The sequence below is a fragment of the Litchfieldia alkalitelluris genome (assembly GCF_002153425.1).
Classification (GTDB): domain Bacteria; phylum Bacillota; class Bacilli; order Bacillales; family Salisediminibacteriaceae; genus Evansella; species Evansella alkalicola.
Genome location: NZ_KZ119600.1, coordinates 2,189,382 through 2,207,026 on the forward strand (window position 1 = coordinate 2,189,382; position 17,645 = coordinate 2,207,026).

Here is a 17,645-nt window from a genome sequence, read left to right on the forward strand (position 1 = left end):
CAAGAATTTAATGAAATGGCTACTGAAACAAAAACATATCGTGTAGAAGGCTTCACCTGATTTGACTGTGCCAAAACATTCGAAGCGAATGTAAAACACCTGGATGGTGTTTATGATGCAAAAGTAAATTTCGGTGCTTCCAAAATAACCGTTAAAGGAAATGTTTCTTTGAAAGCACTGGAAAAGGCAGGAGCTTTTGAAGATCTGAAATTGCGTGACGAGAAGGAACAAGCAATAGTAAGAATTCCATTTTGGAAGCAAAAAGCTAATATAAAAGTTTATGTTTCTATTACTTTATTAATTGCTAGCCTTGTTTTAGCTGAAGTTATGGAGGCAGAAAGTGTTCTTCCTACTATAGGAATTTCATTTGCAATCATCATAGGTGGATATTCCTTGTTTATAAAAGGGATTCACAATCTAGTAAGGTTAATATTTGATATGCATACTCTAATGACAGTAGCTATCATTGGGGCGTCCATAATTGGTGAGTGGACAGAAGGTGCGATTGTGGTTATCCTTTTTGCTATAAGTGAAGCATTAGAGAGATATTCCATTGATAAAGCACGTAAATCTATAGAATATTTAATGGAGATTGCTCCTAAAGAGGCATTAATTCGTAGAAACAACAAGGAACAGAAGATTCATGTCGATAACATCGAAATTGGTGACATCATGATAGTAAAACCAGGGCAAAAATTAGCGATGGATGGAAAAATAATAAAGGGATTTTCTACAATAAATCAAGCAGCTATTACAGGGGAAAGTATACCAGTTACAAAAACAGTAAACGATGAGGTGTTTGCTGGAACGTTTAACGAGGATGGTTTACTAGAAGTCAAAATCACAAAACTTGTAGAAGATACAACCATAGCAAAAATTATATATTTAGTAGAAGAGGCCCAGGCTGAAAAGGCACCATCGCAGGCGTTTGTCGATAAGTTTGCCATGTACTATACACCAGCAATCATCATATTAGCATTCTTAATTATTATAATTCCACCTTTATTTTTCCAAGGAGATTGGAGTTATTGGATCTATTTAGGGCTTGCAACTCTGGTTGTCGGCTGCCCTTGCGCATTAGTAATCTCTACCCCAATTGCAGTCGTTACTGCTATTGGAAATGCGGCCAGAAATGGTGTTTTAATCAAAGGGGGAGTACATCTAGAAGAAGCAGGTGCAGTAGAGGCTATTGCTTTTGACAAAACTGGTACTTTAACAAAAGGAATTCCATCTGTGACTAATATTATCCCATTTGGGGAAGGGGACACTGATGAATATTTGGCTATCACTTCAGCTATTGAAAGTGGTTCCCAACACCCACTTGCATCTGCCATTATTAAAATGGCTAATGATAATGAAATTGAGTTCCATCAACTGATTGTTGATGATTTCCAATCAATGAAGAGGGGCATCAAAGCAAAGGTAAAGGATAATGTATATTATATTGGGAGTCCATCTCTTTTTAAAGAATTTCACCACTCATTGGAAAAGGAACTAGAAGATAAAATCGATAAGTTTCAGACTGAAGGAAAAACCGTCATTATCTTAGGGACAATGAAGGAGATCTTATTAGTAATAGCTATAGCTGATGAGATAAGAGAAACATCTAAGGAAGTCATCAAGGAATTAAATGAATTATCTATTAGAACTATCATGCTAACTGGTGATAATAAAAGGACAGCAGCAGCGATAGGAAAAAAAGTTGGTGTAGAATTTATAAAAGCTGATTTACTTCCAGAAGATAAATTAAACGCCATCAGAGAACTCAGGGGACACCGTAAAAGTGTTGCGATGGTTGGAGATGGCGTAAACGACGCTCCTGCTTTGGCTGCATCAAATGTCGGGGTAGCAATGGGAGGAGCTGGAACAGATACTGCGTTGGAAACTGCAGATATTGCATTAATGTCAGATGATTTAAGTAAGTTGCCATACACGATTAACCTCAGTCGTAAAGCATTAAATATCATTAAGCAAAACATTATATTTTCTTTAGTAATTAAAACTATTGCTTTATTATTGATTGTACCTGGATGGTTAACACTTTGGATCGCAATATTTGCAGATATGGGAGCAACGTTACTTGTAACGTTTAACAGTTTAAGGTTAATGGGGTTTAGGGAAGGAAAATACAAGCTGAAGTAACGCAGTTTCGAGAATGAACTAAAAAGGTAAACTAATAATAACCCCTATATAGAAAAGGGATAAATGTTAAAATATACTTGAATTCACATGAGGCTGGAATGATTTGACACTGAATTTGAAAGGAGGGAATTTTTCTTGGGTAGAAGAATTAGAAACCTTCAACGTTATCGTGAGATTACTATTGCTTTTTCTAGGAATGGTTTTAATTATCTTGTTCGTGACTTAGGTTTATATGAAATTGTATCCATCCCTAAACGTTTGTTTCTAAAGGAACCTAAAACGGAGAAGAAATCAACGGGCGAGAGATTACGTCACTTCTTAGAGGAGTTAGGACCAACGTTTGTAAAATTGGGTCAACTTGCTAGTACTCGGCCAGACCTATTACCACCAGACATCATTAAAGAACTTGAGAAACTACAAGATGGGGTTAAGCCTTTCTCTTATGATGAGGTGAAAGAAATTATTGAGGAAGAACTGGATAAACCTGTTGAGGATGTATTTAAGGAATTTCATAAGGAGCCACTAGGATCGGCTTCTATTGGACAAGTACATTATGCCGTTTTAACTACTGGAGAGAAAGTGGCTGTCAAAATTCAACGACCTTCTGTTGAAAAGATTATTCAATCGGATTTGGAGATTCTTCATCAGTTGGCTGTTTTAGCAGAAAGTAGGGTAGATTGGGCTGCTAGATATCGTTTAAAAGATATCGTCAAGGAGTTTTCCAAAGCAATAATAGCTGAATTAGATTATACAGTTGAAGGACGTAATGCTGATAGGATTTCAAAACAATTTCAAGCAGATCCAACTGTCTATGTTCCCCATGTTTACTGGGAACATTCAACTAAAAAGATATTAACAATGGAATATTTAAAAGGAACTAAACTTAAGGATTATGATAGCTTTGATTATCTTGATAAAAAAGTATTAGCTGAAAGAATAGCAAATTCTTATTTTCATCAAGTGCTTCTTGAAGGCTTCTTTCATGGTGATCCACACCCAGGCAACATATCTGTGTTGCCTACCAATGTGATCGGGTTTATGGATTTTGGTATGGTGGGGCGTCTTAGTCCAGAAATGCAGGACCATTTTGCATCATTAGTTATTGCAGTCATGCGTAAAAATACAGAAGGAGTTATCCGAGCAATTGATCGAATGGGACTTATACCAGATGAAACAGATATGCAGCAACTTCATTTAGATGTGGATGAAGTAAGGGAAAAGTATTACGATGTTCCATTAAGTCAAGTCAGTCTTGGCGATGCTATCAATGACCTATTTTCGATTGCTCACAAGCATCAAATATTAATACCAACGGACTTAACACTATTAGGAAAAACCTTGTTAACGGTGGAAAGTATTGTAGAGAAGTTGGATCCTGAGATGAGTATCATACATATTGCAGAACCTTATGGGAAACAGCTCTTAATGAATCGTCTTCATCCAAATAACATTGCTTCTAGAATAGCAGGTGAGATTGGTGATTATGGTGAAAGTCTCATTACGCTACCGAAGCAACTAAAAGAGATTACAGAAATACTTAAAAAAGGTAAGCTTCCTGTTGAAATATCAGTTCCAAAAGTTGATTTATTTTTAACTAAGTTGGATCGCATTAGTAACCGCTTGTCTTTCAGTATTGTCTTACTCTCATTTAGTATTATAATGGTGGGCCTCATCATTGGATCTGCTTTAGGTGGACAATCAAGTGTACTCTGGAATGTACCCGCTATTGAAATTGGTTTTATTGTAGCGCTACTGATGTTTTTAGGTCTGCTTTATTCAATCTTTAAATCAGGTAGATTTTAGTTAAAAGAATATGAGTAAAAAGGGAAGGGAAAGACGACGTTTCGTACACCCCTTCCCAAGCCTTAAATCTCATTTTTAACCATTAATCGTGCGTTTCTATTGTTTCAATTAATTCTTCAAACATACGTAATCGTTGGCTGTATACTCCACCGTTATAATCTGATCTATCTGCATGTTTGTGAATGTAGTACCAGTCACCTGATAACTCGAAAAGATTAAACCAGCCATCAATAAAAGCTTCGTCCATACCGCTGTAGTATGAGTAGTGATAAGGTTGACCACCACCTAAATCTTCATAATAGCCGAGATCTATGTTGAATGAAGAGAACATAATCTCTTTTGCATGATCAAGTTGGAAGCTATCTTTAAGTTTCCCAAATGCATAAAAACTATTTTCTGAAACATTGTCCTCAGTGAAACGAAACTCAGTAAAATACTCGTGTTCTATTCTTTCCACATTCGTACCAACTGGAAGGTAGCTCGATATCCCCAACTCTTCATTTATATATAGTTCAACAGGAACCTCTTCGTATCCAAAAGCCCCTATTGGGAGAATAACGCTCTGAGTAATGGGCCTATTATAAGTTGTCGGGTCACTTTCACCTTCTGATCCATGAACTACATAAGGTGGTGAATCTTGAATGATCATGAAAGATAATACGATCCATGAGATTGCCCAACTTTCTTGTTGATTTAAAGGTATATCTACAGTGAACACCATTGGTTGACCGTATATCTCTCCAATATACAACTCCATAAAGCGCTCATTTTCTTCATCAATGAAGGCATAAATTTCAGCTTCTTCCATATTTATCGGAAGAATTTCATCGTGTGGAAATCCTATATCAAAGTTTATCCTAATCTCATTAGTTAGAAGAGTATTAGGAATCTTAGTTGATTTAACGTTGGATACGGCTATATTGGAAATGAAATCATCTATAATTTCTTCTTGATATGAAGAATCCATTTCATTAAACAAGTAGAGATTCATGTTTTCTGAATTAGTACCGTTTATTTTTGCTATATTTATTTTTTCATTATCCGTATTCTCCACGGACCATCCCGTAGGCAGTCTAATCGTTAAACTATCATTACTAATATCATGGTATCCCAATGAATTAATATCTTCATAATCATAAGGGTATTTATTTAGTACCTTTTCTAATACATCGTTGTTTTCTCTAATGTCATTTAATACAAAGGATCTATCACTCACGCTCTGTTGCACTTCTACATTGGGATCTAAAGATTCGTTTTGGAAAAAGTCATTGTAAACTAATAACATCGCTATGGAAGCAGCCAAAATAGAAGAAGTACTTATAATAAAACGATAACGAACTTTGTACCACTTTTTCTTTTTCTTTTGTATTCTTATAGAATGATTAATCCCATTTTTAAAAGCTTGTAAACTTTTTTGACGTATTTCATTTGAAGCTCTCATTGTATTTTGCTGTAGTATTTTCTGGAGCTCTTTTTCATGCACTTTGTTATTACTCAACTCCCTGCACCTCCAATTTCACTTTTTCAATCAAAGTTTGTTTTGCCCTACGCTGCATGGCCTTTACCGAAAGAACTGATTTACCCATCACCTGGGCGGTTTCTTTTATTGAGAATCCTTCAAAGAAGCGTAAGTGCAATATAGATTTATAGTGACTTGGCAGTTGATCTATCATTTGAATGACTTTGTCTACTTCAACTTTGCGAAGAACCGTATCTTCCGCAGCTTCACTATGACCAACGATTTCCTCTAGATTCTCTAGTTCCAATGGAACAGATAATTGTGCTTTTTTTTTCGTGCGATAATAATCAATGACAGTATTACGAGCAATTTTAAATAACCATGTTTTAAATGTGGATTTGCCTTCAAAACGATGAAGCTCTTTTGAGACTTTAAAAAACACGTCCTGTAATAGCTCTTCTGTGTCATGGTAACTATTTGTTTGTATGTATATATAATGAAATATTCGATCTACATATCGCTCATGCAACCGTTCCAGTGCGACTTGATCTCCATCAAGGCTGTCACGAATAAGTTCGTAATCATTCATCTATGAAATCCTCCTTTTGCACTCATAATTATAGACGAAACGATATGAAAAAGGATGCTCACAAAATTTATAAAATCTTGATGGTTTGCCCTAATAAGATAGATTAGTAGCATGTGGATCAAATAATAACGACACCTTTTTCTATTGTTTACGTCTATAATAAGAGATAGGTATAGGAGGTTATTACAAAATGAGTAAAACGAAATGGTTTACTGTTACGTTATTATTTTTAATTATAGGTATAGGCAGTTACATATTACTAACAAGTGACAAAATCGAAGAAGATTCTATTGATACTGATAGTGAAGCTATTGAAAATGAAGTGGAAGATATAGAGATAGATCAGCTTAACTCAGAGCATCATGAAGGAAACAGTGAGGAAGTAATTGCGGGCAATGCACCAACAGTGGAGGAAGTGGAAGAAGACTTTCCTTTAAACTTGCCTGAACATGCCGTGCAGAATTATATACACTGGATGTCACATCAGAAGATTCATGCAGATCAAAAATGGGGGAAGATGCTGATTACTGAAGAAAGAATAAATAGATTGTTAGAAGTTGTAGAAGTAAATGAATATAGACATGAAGAAACATATAGGGATATATTGCTTCGATGGCAAAAAGGGGATTTTAGCAAAGCGGTAGAAGATCACAATGCTATTTGGAGGTTGCAAAATGGAACAATTGGTGAAGCAGAACGCCTATTAACGGAAGAAGAAGAAATGGAATATATAAATAGACATTTCAAAACTGAAGAGGAAGAAGAGGATAGGTAAATATAAATAAAAGAGACGTTTCTCTTCTTAGGTACTCTAAAAAGAAAAACGTCTCTTTGTTTATGCTGTATACTCTCTCACTATATTATTGATAATGGTTTGAACTGGTAGAATGTCATTAATTTCATGAGCCCGTGAACCACAAAAAACTAATCCTTCTTCAGCATCTCCATGAAGTGAGGTTAATAATGAATCTAAAATACAAAAACGGTGGGAACAACTTTTTAAACATGTATAGCACTTATCAATTTTAACTTTTTTATCATTACTTATTTTATCGGTAAAAGTATTCTTGATAGCTCGCCCTTCTAAGCCGACAACAGATTTGATGAGTGTTGTGTCTCCTTCTTTTGCATCTAAATACTTCTTTTTAAAAGAGAGGGGAGCATCACATTCTTCGCTTGCTACAAACCTACTACCCATTTGTACTCCTGATGCACCCATTTCAATAGCTTTTTTGACATCAGCTCCTGTTAAAATCCCCCCTGCAGCAATAACTGGGATGTCCACTGCATCAATAACTTCTGGTAAAATTTCAAATAAAGGTCGATCAGTTCCTAAATGACCACCTGCTTCAAATCCTTCTACAACAACAGCTGCAGCACCTAATCGCTGTGACATTTTAGCTAATTTTCCTGAAGATACAATAGAAATAACTGGAATATTGTATTCTCTTCCCCAAGAATACATATCTCTAGAAATACCAGCACCTGATATAACAAAATCTACTCCCTCTTCCATGGCAGCTTTCATTGTTTCAGCAAAATCTGTCATGGCATAAAGAACATTGACACCAATATACCCAAACCCCTTTGTTAATTCCCTTGCTTTTCTAATATGTTCTCTCATTTCTTGTATTGGAATACCTGTACCTGAAATGATTCCAATTCCACCAGCATTTGCAACAGCTGAAGAAAGACTACTTAAGGAAATACCAACACCCATTCCCCCTTGAATGATTGGTACATCAGGTTCCATATGTGCAATTTTTAATTTAGGTAACATTAACTCGCCCTCATTTCATCAGTAGATAATCTTATGTTAACAATGAGATTCGTGTCGTACAATTGACATTTGTCATATGTTGTTAGGAGTAGGTCATAAGTATTCTTATAATTAAGGATCGGCCTTCGCAAAGACATCATTATTCTTTAAATATTTCTACAAAAAAAGAGCAAGAGGTAGATACCTCTTGCTCTTTCAGCCATGTTATACAATTTTTGTTGAGGTGTGAAAAACTAATTTATCGTTGAGTACCGCCAAATTGTTGCTCAGCTTGTTGTACTAAACGCTTCGTAATTTCTCCACCTACAGATCCGTTTGCACGAGATGTTGCATCTGCTCCCAATTGAACTCCGAATTCCTCTGCAATCTCATACTTCATTTGATCTAGAGCTTGCTGTACTCCAGGTACTAAAAGTTGATTATTGTTTGACATTGGAAATTCCTCCTTTCAATTGTGTAGGCATATTGTGTGAGGATAGCAAAATTATATGCAGTAAAATTAATGTAAATATAAACCAATATAATAGTGTTGAATTATTTTTAGATTATCAATAAGCAGTAAGCACTTATTTAATCAAGTGTTTTGGTAGATATTTTCGTTCTAAGGATTTTTGCACACCAAACCATGTCCCCAATTTAAATGGCCACCAAGTAACACTGTTTGAACAATTTTAGGCATAGTAGTAATATTGGTGTCTTGCATTTTTAATATTAGGGCAGTGTGTACAAGGCTTTTAGGGGTGCCATCTTTATTAATTTTGTTATCATCGATTAATCCATAGGCAATGCGCATGGATTCTTCAAAATATTGTCCAGGCGTTAACGTCACATAAAAGGATACGGGTTTATCTGATAAATTACGGAACCTGTGATTAACTTTTGTGGGTACATGTAAACTATCACCTTTATTATATCCTTTTTCTTCCTCTTCAATAGTGATAGTTAGTTCCCCCTCCAAAACCTCAAAAAATTCTTCAAAAGCTGTATGAAAATGGAGTGGTGGTCCTTCAGCTTTGGGAGGTAAGTCAACCTTGATTTTTAGATATTCTCCATTAGTCTCATGAAAAGACTCAAGGAAGGTAATTTTTTCACCAGTTATTCCATTAATGATAAATCGCTCTTCGTTCCCCATTCTTATGGATCCCCCTTACAATTTTTAGAAAATAATAATTAAAAAGACGTAGATAATAAGTATTACGCAATATAAATTTATTATATATTTTGAAAACATATACGGGTAGGTCATTTTCGTCATAAAAGAGTCATATTAAGGTCATACAATGAATGCTTTGGAATTTTAATAAGTAACATTAAAAATGAAAGTTGGGTGTGTTTTTATGAAAAGAAACTCAATAGTAGTCGAAGAGTTAAACACTTTGTTGAGAGGGACTTATATGGGGATACGTTCGCTCGAACATTATATCCAGCATACTGAGAGTGATGATCTGAAAACCATGTTTCAAGAATTACAGATGGAAACAAAGGAAAACGCGCAGAAACTTGCGAAGCGGATTCAGGATCTAGGTGGAATACCAGCAGATAGTGAAGGCTTTAGTGGCAGGTTCCACAGTATGATACACAATGCAATGTTATCAAATGATTCCAACAAAATGCTAGTAGACGCTGTGAAAGGTATAGAGGATTATGGAGTGCAGTATTCAGAAGAGGTAGTAAAAGGTGATTTAGACGCAACGAGTTTACAACTAGTTGAAGAGGTCATTGATACTAATAGAAAACAGGGGGAGATGCTCAAAAATTATCTCCATTAATGCCTACAGCCCTTCACTTAAAAGGTGAAGGGAAATTATAGATAACTTTCTAATTTGTTATCTTTATCACATTCAACAATCAATCCCTATGCTATCCTAATATATGATAAATAAATGAAAAATTTGGAGGTATAAGTGTATGGGCAGTGGTTGTGGATCAATGAGATCAGGGCAGGAAGTAGTAGACCATGTGAAAAGTAAGGGGAAGGAAAATTTTCCTCCAAGAGTTGCACATGTCATTGAATGTGAATGTGGACATTCATTTACTATGGAAACAGTAATTATGAATTGTCCAAGTTGTGAGATGACATTCGCAGTTACTCCGTGTTCATCAGGAGATATTAATAATATAAAAGTAGCAGGCATTAAATACGCTTAATTAACAGATGTGTATTAATCGATTGGAAAAAAATGATATTAATTAATTTGCATATATTTTTTCTAATCCCCACACAATATGCTTACACAATTGAAAGGAGGAATTTCCAATGGCAAACAACAACAAACTTTTAGTACCTGGAGCACAGCAAGCTCTAGATCAAATGAAGTATGAGATTGCGCAGGAATTCGGAGTTCAATTGGGTGCAGATGCAACAGCTCGTGCAAACGGGTCAGTAGGTGGAGAAATTACGAAGCGTTTAGTACAACAAGCTGAGCAACAATTTGGCGGTACTCAACGATAAATTAGATTTCACACCTCAAAAAAATGTACATGACAAGAAGAGCGTGAGAAATTACTTCTCACGCTCTTTAAAATGAAAGATAAGAAACCTATATATCCCAACCATAGGCGTTTTCCTTCAACTCTTTTCCACCAATAGTTGTTTTTTTATCGTATATTTTCTTTCCTCCAAGGTGTTGAAAAAAATCCTCTGAACTATGACTATCAAATGTCCATACAGCTAGTGAGGGGAATTCCAGTGAAGTGAAATAATGTGAAATTGAAGTAAATAGTTTTTTTCCTATCCCTTGCTTTTGGTATTTTGGGTGAACATAGAGGCCATATATTTCTCCTAAGTAACCTATGCGCAACCTTGGGTCTCTCATAGTCCCGCCTAATGTGAATCCGATAATTTCTCCAGTCTGATCTTGTGCAACATACGTCATTGTTCCTTTTTTTATAGTATTTGGAAGATCTTTTTTCCACCGTTTTTCACGACTAACGTATGTAAAATTATCTAAAATCTCAGAAGGGAAAATTTCTTTGTATGCGGATTGAATACAATCTACATGAACTCTTGAAATGCCCGACCAATCATCTATAGTTGCTTTTCTAATAATCATGACAGCTACGTTCCTTTCTTAATTAAGTAATCCCTATATAAGAGTATCAGATAACAAGGAATATTTCACTAGACAGAACCTCTAACAGATCCTCCGATAAAGAATTTGGTATAGGGAGATTGGAAGTTCATGCATTTATTAGCAGAAACTCCCACAGTATATTCAAATGGTTTGATAATTATACTATTGTTTGTTTGTAGTTTAAGGATAGTAAATGGAGGGTTTGGGATGGGTGATAGATTATTCATCTTTTTCGACCATCTAAATATGAGGATATAAATATATGGTCTAGTTTTTTTTCCTTTTGTAACTTCTTTCGTGTCTCACCTAAGTATCTATAAATAATGTTTTTTGCTGATTCGAGATTCATATGAACGCGGGGATTTCTGAGGCTATCGTCCCTTTGGCCACTGTGCTTTAACTTGTCAAAATCGCCTTTTTCAACAGCTGTGTGAAAGTAAAATTGATACTTACTATTTTCAGTACCAACTCTAACCAAAACGACAGAACTTTGAAGTCCTTTACCAGGGTTTAAACTAAACTCAATACTTACTTTTTTTGCAAGGTGCTCTTGTAACAACTTTTTTATAGCTTTCTTTTTTAAATAGTAAAGCTCAGAAGAGTTTAAGGCAGTTTTAGCATGTTTATTTATCGTATACAAGGCTATTTGAATAGAGGTTAAATCAGCTGAATTCTTTTTAGGGTTTAACATCTCCAATTCCTCCTTTCTTAAAGTATATTTATATTATAACCTTTTTTAATCATTTTCATAGTTTGCTTTTTTCTTTAAAACAGCCATTTATAGAAGTTAACAATCATTCTTGGTAAGAAGAGAACGATATCAAATAGAAAATCAAGCCATAGCCAACTCTTAATGTCTTTATTTTTATTTTTTTTTTTACCCATTATGCTCCCACCTTATGAATTTTAATATCTTTTTTACTATACGAATAGGGAAGGAGAGGGTTTCATCACTTTCCCTCCCTAGTAAGATAGTTAAAGTTAGAAAGTAAATCTTTCAGGTTGGAAGGCCTGTTGAGATGATGGGTCTAGTGGTTCTCCAGAAATGATATTGGTGACTACTTCAGCAGTTCTAGCACTTAACAATATCCCATTTCGATAATGACCTGTTGCGAAAATAATATGAGGCGCATTATGTAATGGGCCTAGTAATGGGAATCCATCTTGAGTTGCTGGTCGTAATCCAGCCCATGTATGAAAAGGATCCATCCTTTCTAAAAATGGAAGAATTCGTTTGTTCCAATTTACGAGTCTATCAATTCCTTTTTCCGTAACTTCTGTTGAAAATCCTGCAATATCCTCTGAGGCACCATTAACTAAAGTCCCATTTGATTTTGGTACAAGGTACCCTTGGCTTGATGTAATGATATGATTTACTCTTTCTTGTTCAAGCTCATATGCACAGATTTGTCCACGAATTGGAAATACTGGAATTTTGATATTGAATGTATCTTCAAGTTCTTTTGTCCAAGCTCCTGAACAAATAACCAATTTATCACCAGTAAATATAGTACCGTCCGCAGCTTTTATAACAGGTGCCGTTTCCCAACTATCGACTGATGCTGCTCCCAGATTTTCATAAATGTTAACACCACCGTTTTCACAGGCAATCTTTAAAGCTTTCACATAATCAGGCGCAAACACATGACTTTCCTCGGGAGAGTAAATAGCAGCAACTACATCTTCTGATAGATTTGGCTCTAGTTTTTTTAGTTGATTTTGATTCGTTATTATTTCAGCCTTTGAACCAAACTCCCTTTGCCATGCAATTCTAGTTTCGAGAGCTAAGATGTCAGATTCGTGATAAACTACGTGGATACTTCCACTTTCAGTAAATTCAAAATCCATACCAGAGGCGTCCTTAACGTTATGCTGCCATTCTTTAAACATTTTTAAGCTGTCTAAACAAAGCTTGAAAAAGGGATCTGGGTCCTCACCAATTTCTGTGTAGGGAGCCAACATACCAGCAGCCGCTCCAGATGCCTGTCCACCACAATTGTTTTTTTCTAGGATGGTGACTTTGTAACCTTTCCTGTTCAATGAGAAGGCAGTGGCGAGGCCGATAACGCCACCACCTAAAACGAGTATATGTTCTTTCATCATTGGGACCGTCCTTCCTAAATCTCATACCACACTTCTTTTTTTACTGATAATTAGTTAAATAAGGGGACTGCGAGTTTAAGTATAATTTGGCTACTGTGAAAATAGTTTTTTGGAACAAATTATAATTTAAAAGTTGTTAAACCACTTGATGCAGTTGCGTACTTTTTCTTAGGAATTCGACCGGCTTCATAAGACAATCTCCCAGATTCAATAGCGAGCTTCATTGCTAGAGCCATTTTCACAGGGTCTTTAGCTTTTGCAACTGGTGTATTCATTAGAACACCATCGGCACCAAGCTCCATGACTTGGGCTACATCCATTGCTGATCCTAAACCTGCGTCTACGATAATAGGCACTTCAGCTTCCTCAATAATTAACGATAGATTATAAGGGTTGAGAACCCCAAGTCCGGTACCAATTGGAGCCCCCCCAGGCATAACAGCAGAAGCCCCTGCTTCTTCTAGACGTTTACAAAGTATAGGGTCATCAGAAGTATATGGAAGAACAGTGAAGCCTTCTTTTACCAAAATTTCCGTTGCTTTCAATGTTTCAATTGGATCAGGTAGCAACGTCTTCTCATTTGCACTAATTTCAACTTTTATCCAATCACTAAGTCCTGAAGCTTTTGCTAAGCGTGCAATTCTAACAGCTTCTTCAGCATTTGTTGCACCTGATGTGTTAGGTAAATAAACAAAAGAGTGATCTTCTTCTAAGTGTTGAAGTATGGCATCCTCATCTGGAGACTCTAGGTTTGCTCTTCGAATAGCAAATGTAAGTACGCTAGTACCCGAAGCACGAATGGCTTCATTTTGTATATAAGGGTTTGGGTAACGACCTGTTCCTAAGAAAAAACGTGAGGAGAGTTCCTTACCACCGATTACTAGCTTTTTTGATTTCATGATATTTTTCCTCCTGCAACTAAACTTATAGTTCATTTTTTTAGAAAAAAATGCCGTATCCATAGTGAAAGGGATTACGGCACAATAATTAAAGGTTATTGTAACGACTTCCCTACGCTGGCACTAACCAGATCAGGTGTTAAGGGTAAAAGGAAAACCTTTTTCTCAGTTTATTTAAATAAACACCCCTAGTCATGTATAAATACTACTTACATTGTAAATTAAAAAAGGAAAAATAGAAAGGGACGGACACTTTATATTAGATCTAGATTATTAGTTTTTTAATAACACCACTCTTAATACGAAATATTTCAAGTAACAAAAACATTATGCTACTATCAATAACTAGGAACGGATTTATTAAATTTTATATAATCGTGACACAATTATAGGTTTGCTTAGATGATGGAGGGATGGATTAATGTCTAAAAAGGTTATCGTATATTCTACTGATGGGTGCGTAGAATGTAATTACGTTAAAAAAATGTTAGAAGACAAGGGTGTACCATTCGAAGTTCGAGATGTAATGGCAAAAAGAGAGTATCAATTAGAAGTGGAAAAGTTTGGATTTATGGGAGTACCTGTCACTGTAGTAGGTGATAGGGCTGTAAAAGGATTTAAGCCAGAGTTAAATGATTTAATAAAGGACATTGTTGAATAAAATGAAGAGTGAGGGTGTCACAAATTAATTTTTGGGACACCCTCACTGATTATATAACAACGATAAAGACATCTACTAGTTTACAAATGTTTAAAAAAAGCAGTATATTTAATCATTCCAGTGATGATATAGTTCTTCCCAATTGACCTTTTTTTTAGGAGGGGGGACTTCTTCCCGGTAATATTTTAAGTGAAGATTTTGAGTACTAATAAGATCCCCTTTAATATTCCTTTTTACTGTAGGAAAAACAAAGCTTACATAATCGTCAAGATGTCTAGTACTCCTTCTTTCTTCCATGAAGACTTGTAATTTGGCCACGACTCGAACACTAAACCCCATTTTGCTTTTAAATGGAGAACCTATACTAATTATATTTTCTTTTTTTAAGGGACGATGGACACTATTTAAGTAATCTACAATTTCAGCTTCATAATCTTGAAGACTATCAATATCATAATAAAAATGTACGATCGTTTCTGCTTGAATCATACCTACCACTCCAATAAATAATATGCATCAATAATAACACATTTTGTACAGTTCAATCATGCTTCGTTAGCAGTATTAGCCTAAAATCGGACTAGACAATAAAATATTTTATGTTTATTAGCTCATTTGTATAAAAAAGTTTTATTAGGAAATCTTATAATTGTTCATTGAGTCAAAAAAAACGAAAAAATTATAGGAGGAAAAACAAATGACTAAGAGAAAGTACATAGGCTTATGCTTTAGTTTTGTACTATTATTGGTGAGTTTTTTAACTGTTGAAACGAATACTGGGTATGCTGAAGAAATAAGCCCTGAGAATGAAGAGACCCCAGTTGAAGAGCCGGTAGAAGAGCCTGTGGGAGATAAGGAAGAAGAAAAAGAACCTGAAGAACCACAGGAACCAGATGTTACAGATATGAGCCATTCTATCATTGATTTTGAATTAGAAGTCGAACTTACAGATGGTTCGGAGCAAGAATGGGAATATTCAAAGAAAAGAAACAAAATTAAGGCTGAGATTGAACATGGAGACGATGAAATAACTGGTGAAGAAGCGGTAAAAGCAATGGAAGATCTACTTGTTAAGGTAAAGATAAATGAAAATATGACTGAGGAAGCGATCATCGCCCATTTACTTGAAGTTTTTCAGGTTAATCAGCAAGATGTAAAGAAATTTGAATTTAAAATGAAATGTGAAAATGGGGATAAGATTAAGATCAAGAAAAAAATGTAATTAGTGACGGGTTCTAGCTTCTAATTTAATATTCAATAAAATAAACCGAAGATAGAAAAAATATAATCAAAAAGCTATTGGAGATTTTATACCAATAGCTTTTTCTTGGTTTATTAATTCTACTTGGGAGCAAGGTTCTGATGTGAGCTCTTGGATGAATAATGGGAGAAAGGATGGAGGAGGGACTGTATTAGAAGTGGTGACATTTGAAAAAAACGAAACTTTAATTGGAAAAGACAACTGATATCTTCTCGAATACATCTGCTATATGGTCCTCAGCCTCCTTCACAGTTATTTTAGCACTAGTAATTTCAACAGTTAATTGATTTTCTTCATCAACAAAGGTCAGGATTATTTTCATACTTTCATCGGATGTTCGTTCTATTAATTTTAAATTAACTACAGAATCAATTTTAATAGAAATCGTAAATGAGTTAGTAATTTTAATGAGTATGGTATCACCTTCTAGTATTACATCACACAGTCCCATTGCCGCTCTTAAATATTCGTCATCACCTGCTTCAGTAACTTTTACAAATAGTTCCTCTAAAACAATATTTTTTCGATACTCCCTATCTAATAATCGAAGTGAATTATTTTCCTGGGAATGCATATAAATATCTTGGTTCGGCTTGGATTTTATACGACTTTTAAAAAAATCAAAGAAGTTTATTAAGATTGCTAATAAAGGCATACATTTCCTCCTTGAGTAGAGAGGCTGGGAGATAATGAACAAAATGTACCAGCCACAAAAATGATTATATATTATCAATTACTTCCTTAAATATTTCATACGAACGCTTTTGTTTTTCTGGGTCAAATATATAACTAACTGCCATTATTTCATCTACATTATATTTGTCCTGAAAATTAATTAATTGGTCTTTAATGGTCTGTTTATCACCAAGTAGGGTCACACTTGACATGGAGAGAGCAGCTTCTTTTTCATAAGGATTCCAAATCACATCCATGTTTTTCACAGGTGGGCTTAATGGTGATTGAGTCCCACGAACGACGTTCAAGAAGAATTGTTGCATAGTAGTAAGTTCAATGGAAGCTTCATGGTTAGTCTCAGCTGCAATGACATTTAAGCACACCATCATATATGGCTTACTTAAGTATTCAGACGGCTGAAAACGGTCCCGATAAATAGAAATTGCTTCTTCCATATACCTAGGTGCAAAATGAGAAGCAAAGACATAAGGTAATCCTAATTTAGCTGCTAAATAAGCAGAGTCAGTAGAAGAACCTAATATATAAATCGGAACATTTGTCCCAACACCAGGGAATGCCTTCACTTTTCCTTGCCGTTCTTCAGGACCAAAGAAGGTAAGTAATGATTGTACATCATTAGGAAAGGCAAAAACAGAATCATTTTTTGACCTTCTTAGTGCATTTGCTGTTTGCATATCCGTTCCTGGTGCCCGTCCCAGCCCTAAATCGAGCCGATCAGGATAAATGGTGGCCATCGTACCAAACTGCTCTGCCACAACTAAAGGTGAATGATTAGGTAGCATGATTCCACCTGAACCTACTCGAATGTGATCTGTATGGTCTAATGTGTGTTTTATTAATATTGAAGTAGCTGAACTAACTAGTGTGGAAGTATTATGGTGTTCTGCAATCCAGTAACGTGAATATCCCATTTTTTCTGTTGCTTGGGCTAAATCTACCATAGCGTCAATAGCCTCTTGTGAACCTTGACCCTGTCGTATAGGGACTAAGTTTAAAACAGATACTGGTATATTTATGTTTGTCATTGTTAAAATCCTTTCTATATTTACTTACATTAATATAGTAACAATTAGTGTCTCTAAATGAAAATGAAATGATTCTGGAAGGAAAAAATAAAAGGTTGGTAAATAAAAAAAACCTGCCTCGGTGAGATGCTTTCCAGAGGACAGGTCTTCTTA

General features: G+C 35.3%; 20 protein-coding genes and 1 riboswitch. Of the genes, 8 read left to right on the forward strand and 12 right to left on the reverse strand.

Annotated features, from left to right (window positions below; all coding sequences use genetic code 11):
- Positions 1 to 15 precede the first annotated feature (15 nt).
- On the forward strand, positions 16 to 2,142 hold the full coding sequence (locus BW724_RS10505; RefSeq protein WP_088077841.1) for a heavy metal translocating P-type ATPase: 2,127 nt from the start codon (positions 16 to 18) through the stop codon (positions 2,140 to 2,142).
- Positions 2,143 to 2,277: 135 nt separating this feature from the next.
- On the forward strand, positions 2,278 to 3,945 hold the full coding sequence (locus tag BW724_RS10510) for an ABC1 kinase family protein (RefSeq protein WP_088075177.1): 1,668 nt from the start codon (positions 2,278 to 2,280) through the stop codon (positions 3,943 to 3,945).
- Positions 3,946 to 4,027: 82 nt separating this feature from the next.
- Here the strand turns inward: BW724_RS10510 and BW724_RS10515 are convergent, their stop codons facing one another.
- Complete coding sequence (locus BW724_RS10515; RefSeq protein WP_088075178.1) at positions 4,028 to 5,443, reverse strand: hypothetical protein; 1,416 nt, start codon at positions 5,441 to 5,443, stop codon at positions 4,028 to 4,030.
- Positions 5,436 to 5,993, reverse strand: a complete 558-nt coding sequence (locus tag BW724_RS10520) for an RNA polymerase sigma factor (protein ID WP_088075179.1) — start codon at positions 5,991 to 5,993, stop codon at positions 5,436 to 5,438. The genes BW724_RS10515 and BW724_RS10520 overlap by 8 nt, the downstream gene beginning before the upstream one ends.
- 190 nt (positions 5,994 to 6,183) lie before the next feature.
- On the opposite strand from BW724_RS10520, the gene BW724_RS10525 reads away from it, so the two are divergent.
- On the forward strand, positions 6,184 to 6,768 hold the full coding sequence (locus BW724_RS10525) for a DUF6241 domain-containing protein (RefSeq protein ID WP_088075180.1): 585 nt from the start codon (positions 6,184 to 6,186) through the stop codon (positions 6,766 to 6,768).
- 60 nt (positions 6,769 to 6,828) lie between these two features.
- Here the strand turns inward: BW724_RS10525 and BW724_RS10530 are convergent, their stop codons facing one another.
- From BW724_RS10530 to BW724_RS10540, 3 genes are all read right to left on the reverse strand, one after another.
- Entirely contained in the window at positions 6,829 to 7,773 is a 945-nt protein-coding gene (locus BW724_RS10530) for an NAD(P)H-dependent flavin oxidoreductase (RefSeq protein WP_088075181.1), read from the reverse strand.
- Positions 7,774 to 8,011: 238 nt separating this feature from the next.
- Positions 8,012 to 8,206, reverse strand: a complete 195-nt coding sequence (locus BW724_RS10535; protein ID WP_088075182.1) for an alpha/beta-type small acid-soluble spore protein — start codon at positions 8,204 to 8,206, stop codon at positions 8,012 to 8,014.
- A gap of 168 nt (positions 8,207 to 8,374) precedes the next feature.
- Positions 8,375 to 8,905, reverse strand: coding sequence for a cupin domain-containing protein (locus tag BW724_RS10540; RefSeq protein ID WP_088075183.1), 531 nt, complete (start codon positions 8,903 to 8,905; stop codon positions 8,375 to 8,377).
- Between the two features lie 205 nt (positions 8,906 to 9,110).
- Here BW724_RS10540 and BW724_RS10545 point away from each other — a divergent pair, with 205 nt between their 5' ends.
- The 3 genes from BW724_RS10545 (at position 9,111) to BW724_RS10555 (ending at position 10,225) form a co-directional block, all read left to right on the forward strand.
- Positions 9,111 to 9,542 (forward strand): DUF2383 domain-containing protein, encoded by a 432-nt coding sequence (locus tag BW724_RS10545; protein ID WP_088075184.1) that lies wholly within the window; start codon positions 9,111 to 9,113, stop codon positions 9,540 to 9,542.
- A 139-nt stretch (positions 9,543 to 9,681) separates the two neighbouring features.
- Positions 9,682 to 9,921, forward strand: coding sequence for a hypothetical protein (locus BW724_RS10550; protein WP_088075185.1), 240 nt, complete (start codon positions 9,682 to 9,684; stop codon positions 9,919 to 9,921).
- A 109-nt stretch (positions 9,922 to 10,030) separates the two neighbouring features.
- Positions 10,031 to 10,225 (forward strand): alpha/beta-type small acid-soluble spore protein, encoded by a 195-nt coding sequence (locus tag BW724_RS10555; protein ID WP_088075186.1) that lies wholly within the window; start codon positions 10,031 to 10,033, stop codon positions 10,223 to 10,225.
- Positions 10,226 to 10,313: 88 nt separating this feature from the next.
- Here BW724_RS10555 and BW724_RS10560 read toward each other — a convergent pair whose 3' ends face one another.
- From BW724_RS10560 to BW724_RS10575, 4 genes are all read right to left on the reverse strand, one after another.
- Entirely contained in the window at positions 10,314 to 10,826 is a 513-nt protein-coding gene (locus tag BW724_RS10560; protein WP_088075187.1) for a GNAT family N-acetyltransferase, read from the reverse strand.
- 244 nt (positions 10,827 to 11,070) lie between these two features.
- Positions 11,071 to 11,538: a YkyB family protein gene (locus BW724_RS10565; RefSeq protein WP_088075188.1), complete on the reverse strand. Its 468-nt coding sequence runs from the start codon at positions 11,536 to 11,538 to the stop codon at positions 11,071 to 11,073.
- Positions 11,539 to 11,828: 290 nt separating this feature from the next.
- Positions 11,829 to 12,950, reverse strand: coding sequence for a glycine oxidase ThiO (gene thiO / locus BW724_RS10570; RefSeq protein ID WP_328588713.1), 1,122 nt, complete (start codon positions 12,948 to 12,950; stop codon positions 11,829 to 11,831).
- 119 nt (positions 12,951 to 13,069) lie between these two features.
- Positions 13,070 to 13,849 (reverse strand): thiazole synthase, encoded by a 780-nt coding sequence (locus tag BW724_RS10575; protein WP_088075189.1) that lies wholly within the window; start codon positions 13,847 to 13,849, stop codon positions 13,070 to 13,072.
- Between the two features lie 92 nt (positions 13,850 to 13,941).
- Positions 13,942 to 14,049, reverse strand: a riboswitch (TPP riboswitch).
- A gap of 221 nt (positions 14,050 to 14,270) precedes the next feature.
- On the opposite strand from BW724_RS10575, the gene BW724_RS10580 reads away from it, so the two are divergent.
- Positions 14,271 to 14,510 (forward strand): glutaredoxin family protein, encoded by a 240-nt coding sequence (locus tag BW724_RS10580; protein ID WP_088075190.1) that lies wholly within the window; start codon positions 14,271 to 14,273, stop codon positions 14,508 to 14,510.
- Between the two features lie 108 nt (positions 14,511 to 14,618).
- Here the strand turns inward: BW724_RS10580 and BW724_RS10585 are convergent, their stop codons facing one another.
- Positions 14,619 to 14,999, reverse strand: coding sequence for a hypothetical protein (locus tag BW724_RS10585; protein WP_088075191.1), 381 nt, complete (start codon positions 14,997 to 14,999; stop codon positions 14,619 to 14,621).
- 208 nt (positions 15,000 to 15,207) lie between these two features.
- Here BW724_RS10585 and BW724_RS10590 point away from each other — a divergent pair, with 208 nt between their 5' ends.
- The gene (locus BW724_RS10590; RefSeq protein ID WP_088075192.1) at positions 15,208 to 15,732 is read left to right on the forward strand and encodes a YusW family protein; all 525 of its coding nucleotides are present in this window, start codon (positions 15,208 to 15,210) and stop codon (positions 15,730 to 15,732) included.
- Between the two features lie 223 nt (positions 15,733 to 15,955).
- Here the strand turns inward: BW724_RS10590 and BW724_RS10595 are convergent, their stop codons facing one another.
- Positions 15,956 to 16,426, reverse strand: coding sequence for a hypothetical protein (locus BW724_RS10595; protein ID WP_088075193.1), 471 nt, complete (start codon positions 16,424 to 16,426; stop codon positions 15,956 to 15,958).
- A 64-nt stretch (positions 16,427 to 16,490) separates the two neighbouring features.
- Entirely contained in the window at positions 16,491 to 17,492 is a 1,002-nt protein-coding gene (locus BW724_RS10600) for an LLM class flavin-dependent oxidoreductase (RefSeq protein WP_088075194.1), read from the reverse strand.
- Positions 17,493 to 17,645 lie beyond the last annotated feature (153 nt).